11 protein-coding genes are annotated in these 14,512 nt (G+C 64.6%); 1 reads left to right on the plus strand and 10 read right to left on the minus strand.

The annotated features are described in order from the left end of the window. Positions 1 to 8 precede the first annotated feature (8 nt). The 7 genes from ACTAQI_RS01035 to ACTAQI_RS01065 form a co-directional block, all read right to left on the minus strand. A complete protein-coding gene (locus ACTAQI_RS01035; protein ID WP_457948935.1) occupies positions 9 to 521 on the minus strand; it encodes a hypothetical protein in 513 nt (170 codons plus the stop codon). Beyond that, entirely contained in the window at positions 518 to 1,759 is a 1,242-nt protein-coding gene (locus tag ACTAQI_RS01040) for a serine/threonine-protein kinase (protein WP_457948937.1), read from the minus strand. The genes ACTAQI_RS01035 and ACTAQI_RS01040 overlap by 4 nt, the downstream gene beginning before the upstream one ends. Before the next feature lie 285 nt (positions 1,760 to 2,044). Beyond that, positions 2,045 to 3,868 carry a beta strand repeat-containing protein gene (locus tag ACTAQI_RS01045; RefSeq protein ID WP_457948939.1) on the minus strand — a complete coding sequence of 608 codons (1,824 nt, stop codon included), beginning with the start codon at positions 3,866 to 3,868 and terminating at the stop codon, positions 2,045 to 2,047. Positions 3,869 to 3,960: 92 nt separating this feature from the next. After that, the gene (locus ACTAQI_RS01050; protein ID WP_457948940.1) at positions 3,961 to 4,908 is read right to left on the minus strand and encodes a hypothetical protein; all 948 of its coding nucleotides are present in this window, start codon (positions 4,906 to 4,908) and stop codon (positions 3,961 to 3,963) included. A gap of 219 nt (positions 4,909 to 5,127) precedes the next feature. Beyond that, positions 5,128 to 6,198 (minus strand): Gfo/Idh/MocA family protein, encoded by a 1,071-nt coding sequence (locus ACTAQI_RS01055; protein ID WP_457948941.1) that lies wholly within the window; start codon positions 6,196 to 6,198, stop codon positions 5,128 to 5,130. Positions 6,199 to 6,318: 120 nt separating this feature from the next. Next, the gene (locus ACTAQI_RS01060) at positions 6,319 to 7,023 is read right to left on the minus strand and encodes an ABC transporter ATP-binding protein (RefSeq protein ID WP_457948943.1); all 705 of its coding nucleotides are present in this window, start codon (positions 7,021 to 7,023) and stop codon (positions 6,319 to 6,321) included. 2 nt (positions 7,024 to 7,025) lie between these two features. Then, complete coding sequence (locus ACTAQI_RS01065; protein WP_457948945.1) at positions 7,026 to 8,462, minus strand: ABC transporter permease; 1,437 nt, start codon at positions 8,460 to 8,462, stop codon at positions 7,026 to 7,028. Positions 8,463 to 8,705: 243 nt separating this feature from the next. Between ACTAQI_RS01065 and ACTAQI_RS01070 the strand changes: the two genes are divergently transcribed. Next, complete coding sequence (locus tag ACTAQI_RS01070) at positions 8,706 to 10,199, plus strand: pectate lyase family protein (protein ID WP_457948947.1); 1,494 nt, start codon at positions 8,706 to 8,708, stop codon at positions 10,197 to 10,199. Positions 10,200 to 10,359: 160 nt separating this feature from the next. On the opposite strand, the gene ACTAQI_RS01075 is transcribed toward ACTAQI_RS01070, so the two are convergent. The 3 genes from ACTAQI_RS01075 to mmsA are packed head-to-tail and all read right to left on the minus strand — an operon-like array spanning position 10,360 to position 14,401. Continuing rightward, entirely contained in the window at positions 10,360 to 11,463 is a 1,104-nt protein-coding gene (locus ACTAQI_RS01075) for a substrate-binding domain-containing protein (RefSeq protein WP_457948949.1), read from the minus strand. A gap of 49 nt (positions 11,464 to 11,512) precedes the next feature. Next, on the minus strand, positions 11,513 to 12,796 hold the full coding sequence (gene mmsB, locus ACTAQI_RS01080) for a multiple monosaccharide ABC transporter permease (RefSeq protein ID WP_457948950.1): 1,284 nt from the start codon (positions 12,794 to 12,796) through the stop codon (positions 11,513 to 11,515). Between the two features lie 45 nt (positions 12,797 to 12,841). Then, complete coding sequence (mmsA, locus tag ACTAQI_RS01085) at positions 12,842 to 14,401, minus strand: multiple monosaccharide ABC transporter ATP-binding protein (RefSeq protein ID WP_457948952.1); 1,560 nt, start codon at positions 14,399 to 14,401, stop codon at positions 12,842 to 12,844. Positions 14,402 to 14,512 lie beyond the last annotated feature (111 nt).

Here is a 14,512-nt window from a genome sequence, read left to right on the forward strand (position 1 = left end):
GCGCGGGCTCAGTTCTTGCCCTTGCCCTTGTCGCTGTTGTTGTTCTTACCCGCGTCCCCTGCGTTGCCGGACGCGTTGCCCTGGGGCGGTGCCTGCGCGGGAGCGGCCTGCGACGCAGGTGCCGGTGCAGGTGGCGACTCCTGTGCTGGCTGGCCGGCGGCAACGCGGGCATCCTCGGCAGCCTTCGAGGCCGCCACCTGTGCGGCCGCGGCTTCGTTGAGGTCCGCCCGGACAGCGGAGACGACGGTCATGATGCTGCGGCGGCGTTCCTCCGAGACCTGGCCCTTTGCCTGCGCCGCGGAAAGGTCCGCGTCGAGACCGTCCAGCGCTTTCAGCGCCGAGACGGGATCATTCTGGGATGAAGCCTGGGTCGCTTCCAGGACCCGGGCCTGGAGTTGGGTTGCGGCCTCGCGCTGCAGTCCGTTTCCCGGGGCGGCGCAGGCGTTGAGGAGGGCTGCCGCCAGCAGTGCCGCCGAGCAGGCCAGCAGCAGCCGGCCCGTGGCGGGGCGCCGCAGGGTCACGGGGCCACGCTCTTTTGAAGTTCCTGCAGATGGTCGCCAAGGACGCCGGTCACCGTGGGGTAGGGGACGACGTCGGCAGGCCGGGCGGAGATGCTCATCACCACCGCTGCGGCGGCAGCGGCAAGTACCAGGAGACCGAGCACCACGGCCAGCCAGATCCGCCGGCTCCGCGAGAGGCGGGGCTTGCCGGTGGTCTTCGCCGGGGCTGGGCCGGCTGCCCTGCCGGATACAGCGTCGGCGGCCGGTGATACAGGACTCTCAGCCTCCGTGGCCGCTGCGGCCTCCCGCACTTCATCCACGGACTCTTCCGCGGTGATGGAGGGGGGATGGAAGGGCATGGCGGGCAGTACCCGGGTGGCCTCCAGGGCCAGTTCACCCGGCGTCGAGGCGGGGGAGACCAAGGCCTGGCGCAGCGCCGTTTCAATGTCAGCGGCGGCCGGACGTTCCAGCGGCTCGATGGCGGTCATGGAACGGATGAGGTCCGCCCACTCGGAGGGGACGTCGTCGGGGATTTCCGGGGCACGGTGGAGCCGGGCAACGGCGGATTCCACCGCACTGCCGGGGTATTCGATGGTGCCTTTGATGCACTCCAGCAGCACGAGCCCCAGGGAATAGACGTCCGTGGCAGAAGACAGGGGTTTGCCAAGGGCCTGCTCCGGGCTGAGGTAGGCTGCGGTGCCAACCATGGTGCCTGTTGACGTGAGGCGGGTGGAATCCACAATCCTGGCGATCCCGAAATCCGTGAGCTTGGGGCGCAGCGGCTCACCCGGCCGGATCTGGACCAGGAGTATGTTGCCGGGTTTGATGTCGCGGTGGATGATGCCCAGGCCGTGCACGTACGCCAGGGCGTCGGCGATGCCTGCGCCGATGACGGACAGCTCTTCAAGTGGAACGCGGCTGTGCCGGATCCGGCCGCGCAGGTCCTGGCCCTCCACCAGTTCCATGGTCAGGAAGGGTCGGGGTTCGTCCGGAATCCGGTCGTCGATGCCGGCGTCGAAGAGCGTCACCAGGCCCGGATGGTTGAGTGTGGCGAGGAGCTTGATTTCGGCTTCCTGCCGCTTGAGTTCGTCCGCGTCCGGGGCCTGCGGGGCGAAGAGTTTTAACGCCACATCGCGGCCCAGGTTTTCGTCCCGCGCACAGTACACCGACGACATTCCGCCGCGGCCTACAACGTCACCCAAACGGTAGCGACCGCCGACCACTTCATTCTTGATGGAGCTAGGCGATTCCGCCACCATGACCGTTCCTCCCGGTGCGCTGCGGCACTGTCGTACCTCAAATTATACGGGCGGCAGGCCGGAACCAGCGATTGACCTAGGCTTTCCCGTCCTGGCACGCCGACGGCCCGGCGGCGATTTCGAACATCTTCGCCGCCGGACCATTGGCTACAAGGACATGTGTGCTGATGACATGTTTTGTACTGTTGCCAAGTGTCTGGGGTGCCGTCCTCCTTCCGTCAGCCCGCTGCGTGCTGCCGCTTCAGGTGCACATGTGCGGGCGGTTACGGTTCTGCCGTGAGGCCTCTACGACACCTTGCGCTTGCGGAGCACCAGGAGCCCGGCGGCCAGGAGCAGCAGGGCCAGGGGAACCAGTGATCCGTCCCAGCCGGTGTTGGCAAGTCCGGTGTGGCCAGCGCCCGTGTTGGCAAGGGCAGCGTTGCCGCGGGCCGGGGTACCGCGGGGCGTCGTCACAGTGGTGATGGCTCCGCTGACTGCAGTGGAGCCGGCCGGTGCTGCGGTGACGTCGCCGATGCCTGGAGTGCCGGTGCCGCCGTTGCCCGCGGAATTACCACCCGTGGTGCCGCCATCGTTGCCCGTGGTGTTGTCAGAACCCGGGGTGCCGGGATCGAGGGTACCGGTGTCACCGGTGGTGCCGTCGCCCGGGGTGGTGGTACCCGGGTCGGAGGTGCCCGTGGTGTCACCGCCGAGCCCGATACCGAGGTCAATGCCAAGGTCGACAACAGCATCCAGGCCGCCGCTGCCCGCAGTACCGGTGCCCAGATCAGCACCAAGGTCTACGGCTGCGTCCACGGTGCTGCCGAGTCCGGTGGTGTCACCGTTGGTGATGCCGCCGAGGCCGAGATCTACGGCTGCGTCGACGGCGAGGTCTGCTGTGGTGCTGTCCGTGGTGACGGGATCGGTGATGCCGCCGAGGCCGAGATCTACGGCTGCGTCGACGGCGAGGTCTGCCGTGGTGCCGTCCGTGGTGGCGGGATCGGTGATGCCGCCGAGGCCGAGGCCGAGGTTGACGTCCAATGCGGCCGCCACATCGGTGGTGCCGCTGGTTGCGGGATCCGTGGTGGTCACGGTGCCGAGTCCGAGGTCCACGTTGGCGTCCGCCGCGATGTTTGCCGTGGTGCCGTCGGTGGTGGCGGGATCGGTGATGCCGCCGAGGCCGAGGTTGACGTCCACTGCGGCCGCCAGGTCGGTGGTGCCGGTGGTTGCGGGGTCGGCGGTGCTGACGGTGCCGAGCCCGAGGTCCACGTTGGCGTCCGCCGCGATGTTCGCCGTGGTGCCGTCCGTGGTTGCGGGATCCGTGGTGGTGACGGTGCCGAGCCCGAGGTCCACGTTGACGTCCACTGCGGCCGCCAGGTCGGTGGTGCCGGTGGTTGCGGGATCCGTGGTGGTGACGGTGCCGAGCCCGAGGTCCACGTTGGCGTCCGCCGCGATGTTCGCCGTGGTGCCGTCCGTGGTTGCGGGATCCGTGGTGGTCACGGTGCCGAGCCCGAGGTCCACGTTGGCGTCCGCCGCGATGTTCGCTGTGGTGCTGTCCGTGGTGGCGGGATCGGTGATGCCGCCGAGGCCGAGGTTGACGTCCACTGCGGCCGCCAGGTCGGTGGTGCCGGTGGTTGCGGGATCCGCGGTGCTGACGGTGCCGAGTCCGAGATCCACGTTGGCGTCCGCCGCGATGTTCGCCGTGGTGCCAGTGGTTGCGGGGTCCGTGGTGGTGACGGTGCCGAGTCCGAGATCCACGTTGGCGTCCGCCGCGATGTTTGCCGTGGTGCTGTCCGTGGTGGCGGGGGCGGTGATGCCGCCGAGGCCGAGGTTGACGTCCACTGCGGCCGCCAGGTTGGTGGTGCCGGTGGTGGCGGGATCCGTGGTGGTCGCCGTGCCGAGCCCGAGGTTGACGTCCACTACGGCGGCGACACCCGTTGTTCCGGCCGGCGTTGGGTCACCCAGCAGGCCCAACGACGTCGAGCCAGCGGGTGCCGCCGCCGAGATGAGGGCGGAAGCGGAAAGGTCCGTCCCGCTGGGGGTGTCCGCCGCGTTGGCGGCAGCGCAGCCGAAAGCCAAAAGGCCGCCGGCAAAGAGGGTGCTAAGCAGCCCCCTGCGAAGGGTGCAGTTCATGATGGTTGCTCCTGAATTAGTTGAGGGTGTTCGGGCGCTGGTCAGCTGCCCGTAGAGCCACGTGCTGCCCGGGAAGGGGCAGGGGGCCTCAACTAGTCGGGAGAAGAACCGGGGTCGAATGACACCGGCGCGGGGGCGTGCTCAGGGGTCTCGCCGGCGGGAACAGCGCCGGCGGGTTCAAATCCGAAGTCGAAGGGGTTGAGCCATGCGGCGGCACCGGAAGGGCCACCCGAGGATCCACCACTGCCCGTGCCGGACGCCGGGGCTGCAGGAGCCTGAGCGGGCAGGGGTGAGGGGTCAGCGGGAAGGGGTTGCTCCGAGACCGAATCGACTATCACGGACACCGCGGACTGCGGGGCAGCCGTTTTGGCGAGGACGCCCGGGCCCGCTGCTTCCAGGCCTGCGTTGCCACCGTCCATTGCTGCCAGGGACGACGTGCCCACAGCCAAGTCAGCATCCGGGGCCGTCTCAACGGCCTCCGGCGTCTCCCCCACAGCCACTGGCTGACCCTCCTCGGGAGCAGGGGCCAGCACGGCAGGAACCTCCGCTTCCACGGCTTCCAAGGGTGGGACGGGCAGCGGAGCAGTGCCGGTCAAAAGGTCAGAAACCGGTTGGAGCACCGGCTCGAGCGCCGGAACGGCCTCCGTTGCAGGGGCTACCACAAGCTGTGCCACACCGGCCGCCACGTTGTCGGCAAGCTCAACAACGGGGGCGGAGACCGTGGAAACAGCGCCCGCCGGAACCACGTGGTCCACCACAGGAACGGCGGCAATGAGGTTGTCTGCCAGCCCGGAAACCGGCGCTACTACGGGCTGCAGCCGCGGGACTGCAGCGGCTCCCGGTGAGCCAGCAGGAACCGGTGACGCCGCACCCGCGAGATCAGGGGTTAAGGATGACACCGAACTGGTGACGCTGCCCAGCAGGGATGAGGAGTCCGGTGTGGTGTCGGCGGATGCAGCCGTCGACGAGAGAGTCAACCAGGTGACCGCGGCGGCGCCGGCGAGGATTGCCGGGCGCAGGGCACGCCATGGCGTACTCATACGAGCCATGCGTACCACCCCCCAGTGAGTGACCGGTGCAATCGATGCCGTCTAAATGGTAAGACTGCTTATTGCCTGAAGTCCAGAGTTCTCTACAGAGAATTTACAAAAGGTGGCAACGCGCGCGGAAGGTGCCAACGGCGAAGGCGAGCGTCACGCTCTTGACGATGCAGCGAAAGCTGCGCCACCGTCGTCGTGCGTCCGGAGCCGAAGGTTCCGCTAGTGGCTGTCGTTGGGGTAGGTCACTCCGAGCTGGGCACGCACACCGTCGAAAAGGCGCATGGTGTTCAGGGTGTCCTCAAGCGGCATGACCGGGCTTTCGGTGAGTCCCTGCTGGACGCACCGCATCACCTCGCGCAGCTCGTAGGCGTAGCCCTTGCCCACGACGTCGAAGGTTTCGGTCCGGCGATCCTCCCACCCCTTGGCGATGACGAGTTCGCGGGGGTTGTTGATGGATCCCACGCTTTGCAGGAAGCCCTGGCTTCCCGCCACGGTGGCAGTGCGGGGTCCGTGGGCCAGGAGGGAAGAGGTGAGCTGGACCTGGGAGGCGTGGCCGTAGCCGAGGCTCATGGCGTTCTGTGCATCCACGCCGTCGTCGTTGACGAACCCCGTGGCGCTGACGGTTTGCGGGAAGCCAAGCGTGCCGAGCGCCCACAGGAGCGGGTAGACGGACAAATCCAGCAGTGCGCCGCCGCCGTCTTTCCGCGCCCACAGCCTGGCCGTGGGGGAGTACGGTGCCGGGAAGCCCAGGTCCGCGGTGACCCAGTGGATGTCGCCCAGTTCACCGGACGCCGCGATCTCGAAAGCGCGCTGCATGGACGGAAGGAAGCGGCTCCAGACCGCCTCCATCAGGAAAAGCTTCCGGCTGCGCGCAACCTCGATGAGCTCCGCAGCTTCGCGGGCGTTGATGGTGAAGGCCTTCTCGCAGAGCACATGCTTGCCGGCGTTGAGGGCGGCGAGAACCATTTCATGGTGCTGGGCGTGCGGCGTGGCGACGTAGACAACGTCCACGGCGTCATCGGCGAGCAGCCGCTGGTAGCCGGGCACACCGCCGTCGTCCCCGTAGGCCTTCTCAAAGTCATAGGCCACGGCGAATGCGTCCGCGGCGTCCTGCGTCCGGGAACTGACCGCGTACAGCTCGGCATCCTCCAGCAGCGCGAGATCCTGCGAAACGGCGCGGGCGATGCTGCCCGTGGCGATGATTCCCCAGCGAAGGGGAGCCCCGGTGGCGGACCGGGGATCCTGGTCAGCTTGCGTGGAAAGCCATGGCGTGGCAATGGGAGCACTCATAGCTGCCATCCTGTCACAGCGGCGCCGGAGGGGCGGGAAACTTGCAGCGAGGTGGGAAAGAAGCGAAAAAGGGGCCAAGGGTGTGGGGACGCGGCCCCCACCCTGGGCCCCTTTTGCACGTCAGGCGGAGGCCGCGACAGCCCGGCCGCGGACCGGCTCCTCCGTCAGCTTGCCGTGCTGCAGGCGGAACCGGCGGTCCGTCTTGTTGGCCAGGGCACGGTCGTGGGTGACCACCAGGATGGTGGTGTTGTGGTCGCGGCTGAGCGAGCTGAGGAGCTCGATGATGTGGTCCCCGGTCTGCTCGTCCAGGTTGCCCGTGGGCTCATCGGCCAGGATGAGCTTGGGCTCGTTGGCCAGGGCGCGGGCGATGGCCACGCGCTGCTGCTCGCCGCCGGAGAGCCTGTTGATTCGGCGTTCGTGCTTGGACGGCTCCAGCTGGACCTGCTCCAGCAGTTCCTTGGCGCGCTGCAGCCTTGCCGCCATTCGCATCCCGGCGAATTCCATGGGCAGCATCACGTTGTCCACCGCGGACAGGTTGGGAATCAGGTTGAATTGCTGGAACACGAAGCCGATGTCCCGGCGGCGGTATTCGGTCAGCTTTGCATCGGGCATGCTGGCCAGGCTGACGCCGTTGACGACGACGTCTCCGCTGGTGGGCTTGTCCAGCGCACCCAGGAGGGACAACAGAGTACTCTTGCCGCTCCCGCTCTTGCCCACGATCGAGGCCAGGGTGCCCTGTTCCAGGGTGAAGCTGACGTCGTTGACCGGCTTGATGGTGCGGTCACCGGAGTTGAAGGTCCGGACCAGGTTCTTGACTTCAATCATGGCTATTCTCCTCGCAGGACTTCGATGGGACGGATGCGCGCCGTCAGCAGCGCCGGCACCAGGGCGCCGATGATGGCGACGCCGAACACTGCAGCAATGCCGCCGGCTATGACTCCCGGCGATGCGCTCGCCGTCACGGAGTTCAACAGTTGGGAGGCACCGCCGAAGGGTCCACCCTGGCCTCCCGGGAAGCCGCGGCCCCTCGCTGCAGTGGTTGTGGTGGTGGCGTTGCTGCTGATCAGGGCGGACGCGATGCCGCCGCTGGCGAAGGAGGCGATGGCTGCGCCTGCTGCGCTGCCCAGGGCCGCCAGGACCAGGGCTTCGAGGACGAACTGGAGGCCGATGGTGCGGTTGGGTGCGCCGATGGCCTTCAGCACACCGATTTCGCGGCGGCGCTCCCGGACCAGCATCACCATGATGAGCAGGATGATCAGGCCGGCGGTGCCAAGAGCGGCGATGAAGGCGATGAAGGAGATGTTTTTGACGCTGTCCAAAGAGCTGACCGCGGTCTGCAGGTTCTGGCCCTGGGTGACGTCGGCCTTGTCGGTGCCGAGGGCTGCCTGCAAGGCCGTCTTGGCGGAAGCGACGTTGTCCATGGAGTTGACGGTGACGATCATGCTGGAAAGCTCACCCGGTGTTCCGGCAAGGGCCTGGGCGGTGGGGAGGGTGACGTACACGGCGTTGTTGCCGAAGGCCGTGCCGGCGTCGAACAAGCCTGTCACCGTGTAGGTCTGGTCGTTGATGGTGAAGGTGGATCCGACGGTGAGGTTGTTCTTCTCCGCCAGCGTGGTGCCCAGCAACGCGCCGCTGGATGCTGCCGAGTAGTCACCAAGCCCGGAGCCCCGCGTGATGTTCAATGCTTTGCCCGTGGTGTCCACTTCGGCGCCGATGCCGGTGGCGGTGACCGGCAGGGACCGGACGGGCTGCTGGGTGGTCCCGGTGGATCCCGTGTTACCTGTGGTTCCGTTGGCCTGCTGGTTGCGGTTGCCCAGCGTGCCGGCATCCACCGCGGCGGTGAGGCTGGTGGTCAGGGTAGCTGCGGCCTGGCCGCCGGGGCCGGCCTGCCCGGTTTGACCCCCGGGCCCGGTCTGCCCGGTCTGTCCCGTTTGGGACGCCTGTGCTGCAGCAGCAGCCGCGTTCCGCAGCCGCAGGGTGGAGGTTCCGACGACGGCACTGACGTTGGGGACGCCGGCGGCGGTGGTTGCCTGGTCGGCGGTGAGCGGCTCACCGCCGCCTTCAAAGCCTTGCCCGCCGGCGGGGTTGACGGTCAGGACGGTGCCGACGGAGGCGTTGAGCTCCTGGACTTTGGCGCCGACCGCCTGGTTGGCCACCAGCATGGCCAGGGCCAGGCCAATGGCGACGGCCAGCACCGCGACAACAGCTGCGGTGCGGACCTTGTTTCTGAAGGCATTGCCTACGCTTCGGGCAAGGACGCTCACGTTACTCCTATGACTCAGGTGCCGGCGCCGAAGGCCGGCTTTGCATCAACCCTCGCCGGGCATCCTGTGCAGGAATCCGGCCGGACCTGTGTTTGGCCTGTGAAGTCCTATTGACAGTTTTGTCAAAAAAGGACTAGAAATTAAGTGCGAGTCGAGAAACCGTTTTCTCAGAAGCTGCGTATTCAATCTGATGCAACACACACCAAGGCATGTGGTCTGTTTGGCATGCCGGAAATTAGGCCAATGACGTCCCAAGCGAAGCCTCAAATTTTTCCAAGTGCACCACGGCGCCTTCGCCGTGCGGGGGCGGTTTCCTTCTCCGTAGCCCTTGTTCTCGTCGCGGGTCTTGCAGTAGCCAGTCCCGCCCCCGCCAGCCCGGCGCCAACAAGTGGCGGTGTAATTCGCGCTGACGATGCGGCAACCACAGGATGGGCAGCCGTCGGACGCGGTACCAACGGCGGGGCAGGCGCTCCGGCCGGGAACACGTACCAAGTCAGTACTCTCGCTGACCTCAAGGCCGCACTGGCCAACCACGGCGAGCCGTCGGCACCGAAGGTCATTTATGTCGATGGGACGATCAACGGGAACCAGACCCCCGACGGACGGATCCTCGGTGAGCAGGATTATGCACCCGGGTACGACATCAACAAATACATGTCCTGCTTCGGCCTCGAGGGCAAGTCGTGGAGTGACCAGGCCTTCGACTACTGCAAGCGGCAACGCCAGCTACGGCAGACCGGCAGCAATAACATGAAGCGGCAGATCGAGGTGAGCCTTCCGAGCAACACTAGTCTCATCGGACTCGGTGCAGATTCCGGTTTCGTTGGGGCCAACATCGTAATCCTCAGCGCAACAAACGTGGTGGTGCGCAACCTCAGCGTTGAGGCTCCAGTGGACTTCTTCACCACGTGGTCTCCGGAGGACGGAGATGGTGCATGGAACGCACGCTTCGATGCAATGTCCTCAGTGACGTCGGACCATGTTTGGATTGACCACGTCCGGCTTTCCGACGGCCGCTACCCGGACAGCGAAGCGCCTGTGGGATTCCGCGGCAAGCCAGCAAACCGACACGATGGCCTGCTGGACCTGAAAGATGGGACGGACTACGTGACCATCTCGAACAGCAGTCTTAGCAATCACGACAAGACCATGCTGCTTGGTTCCGGTGATGAACACGTGGATAAGGACGGCGGCAAGCTGCGTGTCAGCTACATCGGCAACTACTTTAAAAACCTCCAGCAGCGCGCGCCCCGGGTCCGGTTTGGCCAGGTGCACGTCGTCAATAACTACTTTGTGGGACGCACCGACGATCCCGATTATCCACTGGTGAGTGAAGCCAACGGCGGCCACAGCTACTTCATCGGCGCGGGCTACGAGTCCCGGATTTTCTCCGAACGCAATGCATTCGAGTACACCGGTCCTGGAGCCGACCCATCCATCATGGTCAGCAGCTACAACGGCAACCGCTTCAGTGACACGGGATCCTGGTACAACGGCCAGGCCGCGGACCTCAACGCCATCGCCGCAGCATCCTTCGCGGAGAATCGGGCCAAGGCGCTGGCAGAGGCGGAGCTGAACGGAACTGAAGCTCCAGACTGGACGGGTTGGGAGTTCACCACCGATGTCGGCTGGAGCCCTTCCGACATGTACGGCTATAAGGCGTTCACCACGCCCCAGGCGGTGAAGAACCACGCCCTGCAGTTCACCGGTCCGGGGGTACTTGTGGTCAAACAGTAGTTCAGGGCTCCAACGACAGCCAACATGCAGGAAAGCCCGGTCCTCATTGAACTGCTCCCCGAAAGTTGGACTGGAAAAATCAGTCCATACTTTCGGGGACCAGTTCACATGAAAGGACCGGGCTTTCCGCTTGCCGGTTTACCCGGCTGTTCTATAGGTGTTACTTGGTGATCGGGCCGAGTACGGGATCGTCCGTGTAGGCCGTCTTGACGTTGGCGGCGGTCACGATGACCGGTGGAAGCAGGAAGGCAGGGACAACCTTCGTGCCGTTGTTGTAGGACTTGTCGTCGTTGACCTCAGGCTTCTTGCCTGCCTGGAGGTCCTTGACCATGGTGATGGCGTGCTCAACGAGCTTGCGCGTGTCCTTATTGATGGTGGAGTACTGCTCGCCCGCCAGGATCGACTTCACGGACTCAACTTCGGAGTCCTGTCCGGTGACGACGGGAATCGGCTTGCCAGCCGCCTTGACGGAAGTGATGACCGCCCGGGCAAGGGTGTCGTTCGGTGAGAGGACACCATCAAGCGAGGCCGTCCCGTACGATCCGGTCAGGAGCGTGTCCATCCGGCGCTGGGCGTTTTCAGCCTTCCAGTCCTGCGTAACAGCTTTCTCGAATGTCGTCTGGCCCGAGAGGACCTTCAGCGTGCCGTCATCCATCTTGGGCTTGAGGACAGACATGGCGCCGTCAAAGAAGACCTTTGCGTTGGCGTCATCCGGCGACCCCGCCAGAAGCTCAATGTTGTAGGGGCCAGTCGGCTTCTTCGCCTTCATGCCGTCCAGCAGGGCCTGGCCCTGCAGCACCCCGACTTTGAAGTTGTCGTAGGCCACGTAGTAGTCCACGTTCTCCGTGTTCAGCAGAAGGCGGTCGTAGGCGATGATGGTGGCGCCGGCATCCTTGGCCTGCTGGAGCTGTGTTCCCAGCTGGGAGCCGTCGAGAGCGCCCACAATGATCACCTTTGCCCCCTTGGCGATCATGGCGCTGATTTGGTTCTGCTGCTCAGCTACACCGTTGTTGGCGAACTGCACCGTGGCCTTGAAACCGGCGCTGCTAAGCCCGTCATTGAACAGCTTTTCCGCCAAGACCCAGTTCTCGCTGGTCTTCTTGGGAAGTGCGACGCCGATCGCGGAGTCCTGGGCGAAGCCGCCGGTTCCCCCGCTTGCGCCGCCGCTTGGGGTGCTTGGTTCGGAACGTCCGCAACCTGTCAGCGCCAGTGCTGCGATCGCAGCTATCGCTGCTGCCTTTCCTGCTTTGCCAAACATTCGCATTTCTGTGTCCACTTTCTTTTGGGGTGTTGGGGGCGGGAAGCTGAACTGCTCAGGCTTCCTTGGAAATGGTTTCTCTGGTGGAGGTGACTTCGTCCGGCTGGAGCGGGGTGCCTGTGCCGCTGGACTGCCGGCTGAAATTCCTCATCATCAACCCGATAATGGATGCCCGGCCCTGGGACTTGTTGTAGACGTCGACGGCCACAGCCACCAACAGCACCAGACCCTTGATCATGGACTGCCAGTCCGCACCGACGCTGAGTAGCTGAAGGCCGTTGTTCAGGACGGCCATGACCAAGCCTCCGACGATGGATCCGATTACGGTACCCACGCCACCGGTGACTGCCGCGCCGCCGATGAAGACAGCGGCGATGGCGTCAAGTTCCCAGCCTGTGCCGTCCGAAGGGCCGGCAGAGGTGGAGCGGGCCACGAAGATCATCCCGGCCAATCCGGCGATGATGGACATGTTCATCATCACCAGGAAGTTGATTTTTTTGGACTTCACGCCGGAGAGCTCGGCTGCGTGCCGGTTGCCACCGACCGCGTACACGTGGCGTCCCACCACTGTCTTCGAGGAGATGAAGCCGTAAACCAGGACCAGGACGGCGAGGATGAGGCCCGGAACGGGGAAAGATGTGCCCGGGCGGCCGGTGGCGAACAGGTAGGTCGCGTAGAGGATGGCACCGCAGATCAGGACGAGCTTAAGGACCATGACCCACGTTTCGGGGACATCTGCCCCGAGCGCCTGGGCTGTTCGCCTACGTCGGATCTCACCAAAAACCACAAACGCTACTGCGGCAAGCCCAAGGAGCAAAGTGAGGTTGTTGAAACCGGTGTCCGGTCCCAACTCTGGAAGGTAGCCAGCGCCGATGTACTGAAACTCCCGGGGGACGGGGATCGAGTTGGACTGGCCTACGAACTGCTGGGCGCCACGGAAGATCAGCATGCCGGCCAGGGTGACAATGAAGGCCGGGATGCCTACATAGGCTGTCCACCAACCTTGCCAGGCGCCGATCGCCGCACCGAGGGCGAGCCCCAGGAGGATGGCCAGATACCAGGGGATGTTCCAATCCCGCATGGTGATGGCCACCACCATGCCTACGAATGCTGCTACGGACCCCACAGACAGATCGATGTGGCCAGCGATGATCACCAGGACCATACCGATGGCCAGGATCAGGATGTAGGAGTTGCCATTGAAAAGGTTGATGACGTTGCCCGGAGTGAGGGTGATGCCGCCGGTGAGCCACTGGAAAAGAATGATGAGGGCCACCAAGGCGAAGATCATCCCGAACTGGCGGGTGTCGCCACCGAAGAGTTTCTTGAGCGCGTTCATTGTTTCGGTCCTTGTAACTGGAAGGATCTGGAGTGTCCCAGACGGTCAGGCGGCTTTTCGGGTGGCGGAGGTCATCAGCTTCATCAGGCTTTCCTGGCTGGCCTCTTCCTTGTTCAGGACGCCGGTAATGGCGCCTTCAAATATGGTGTAAATGCGGTCGGACAGGCCCAGGAGTTCCGGGAGTTCCGAGGAAATGACGATCACTCCCTTGCCCTGGTTGGCCAGCTGCTGGATGATGCCGTAGATCTCATACTTGGCGCCGACGTCGATACCGCGTGTGGGTTCGTCCAGGATCAGTAGGTCGGGGTCGGTGAACATCCATTTGGCCAGTACAACCTTCTGCTGATTCCCGCCGGAGAGCTTGGCCACACCTTCCTGCACCGAAGGCGCTTTGGTCCGAAGGGACTTGCGGTACTGCTCGGCCACCGTGAACTCCTGGTTGGTGTCCACGACACTGTGTTTGCTTATCTTCTCGAGGTTGGCTGAGACCGTGGTGGTCTTGATGTCATCGAGGAGGTTGAGGCCCAGCGACTTGCGGTCCTCAGTGACGTAGCCCAGCCCGGCCTCGATGGCCTGGTGAACGCTCTTGAGCGTGACTTCCTTGCCGTGCATGTAGATCTGGCCTGAGACGAAATGGCCGTAGGACCGGCCAAAAACGGAACGGGCCAGCTCGGTCCGGCCCGCGCCCATGAGGCCGGCAAACCCCACGATCTCGCCGCGCCGGACAAAGAAGCTGGAGTTCTTACAGACCAGCCGGTCCTGGATCTGGGGGTGGGCGACGGTCCAGTCTTTGACCTCGAAAAAGACCTCGCCGATCTTGGGGGTGTGGTCCGGGAACCGGGACTCGAGGGTGCGCCCCACCATGCCCTTGATGATGCGGTCCTCGTCCACGCCGTCGGCCTTCACGTCAAGGGTCTCGATGGACTTGCCATCGCGGATGATCGTAATGGAGTCCGCGATCTGCTCAATCTCGTTGAGCTTGTGCGAGATGATGATGGACGTAATGCCCTTGGCCTTCAGCCCGAGCATCAAATCCAGAAGGTGCTGGGAATCGGACTCGTTCAGCGCCGCGGTGGGCTCGTCCAAAATCAGGATCTTCACGGACTTGTTAAGCGCCTTGGCGATCTCCACGAGCTGCTGCTTGCCCACACCGATTTCCTTGATGGGGGTATCGGGATCGTCGCGGAGACCGACCCTCGCCAGCAGGTCCAGGGACCGCAGGCGGGCTTCAGCCCAGTCGATGACGCCGCGCTTGGTGGGCTCGTTGCCCAGGAAGATGTTCTCCATGATGGACAGCTCGGGAATCAGCGCGAGTTCCTGGTGGATGATCACGATTCCGGCGTGTTCGCTGGCGCGGATGTCCCTGAAATGCTGCACCTGCCCCTGGTAGACGATGTCGCCGTCGTAGCTTCCGTAGGGGTACACGCCGGACAGGACCTTCATGAGGGTGGACTTGCCGGCGCCGTTTTCGCCGCAGATGGCGTGGATTTCGCCGGCCTTAACCCGAAGACTGACTTCCGACAGGGCTTTCACCCCTGGAAATTCCTTGGTGATGGACCGCATCTCCAGGATGACCGGATCCGTTTGCGTTGTCTGGGACGTCATGAGCCCTTACGCCTCCAATGCATGACTTCTTTGTCCGTCCTGCAAAGCGCAGGACCGTCTGATGAAAAAGTAAACTGGATCACAGCTGTTGTCGTCAAGTCTTTAACGCAA

This window comes from Pseudarthrobacter sp. alpha12b, from assembly GCF_054130495.1.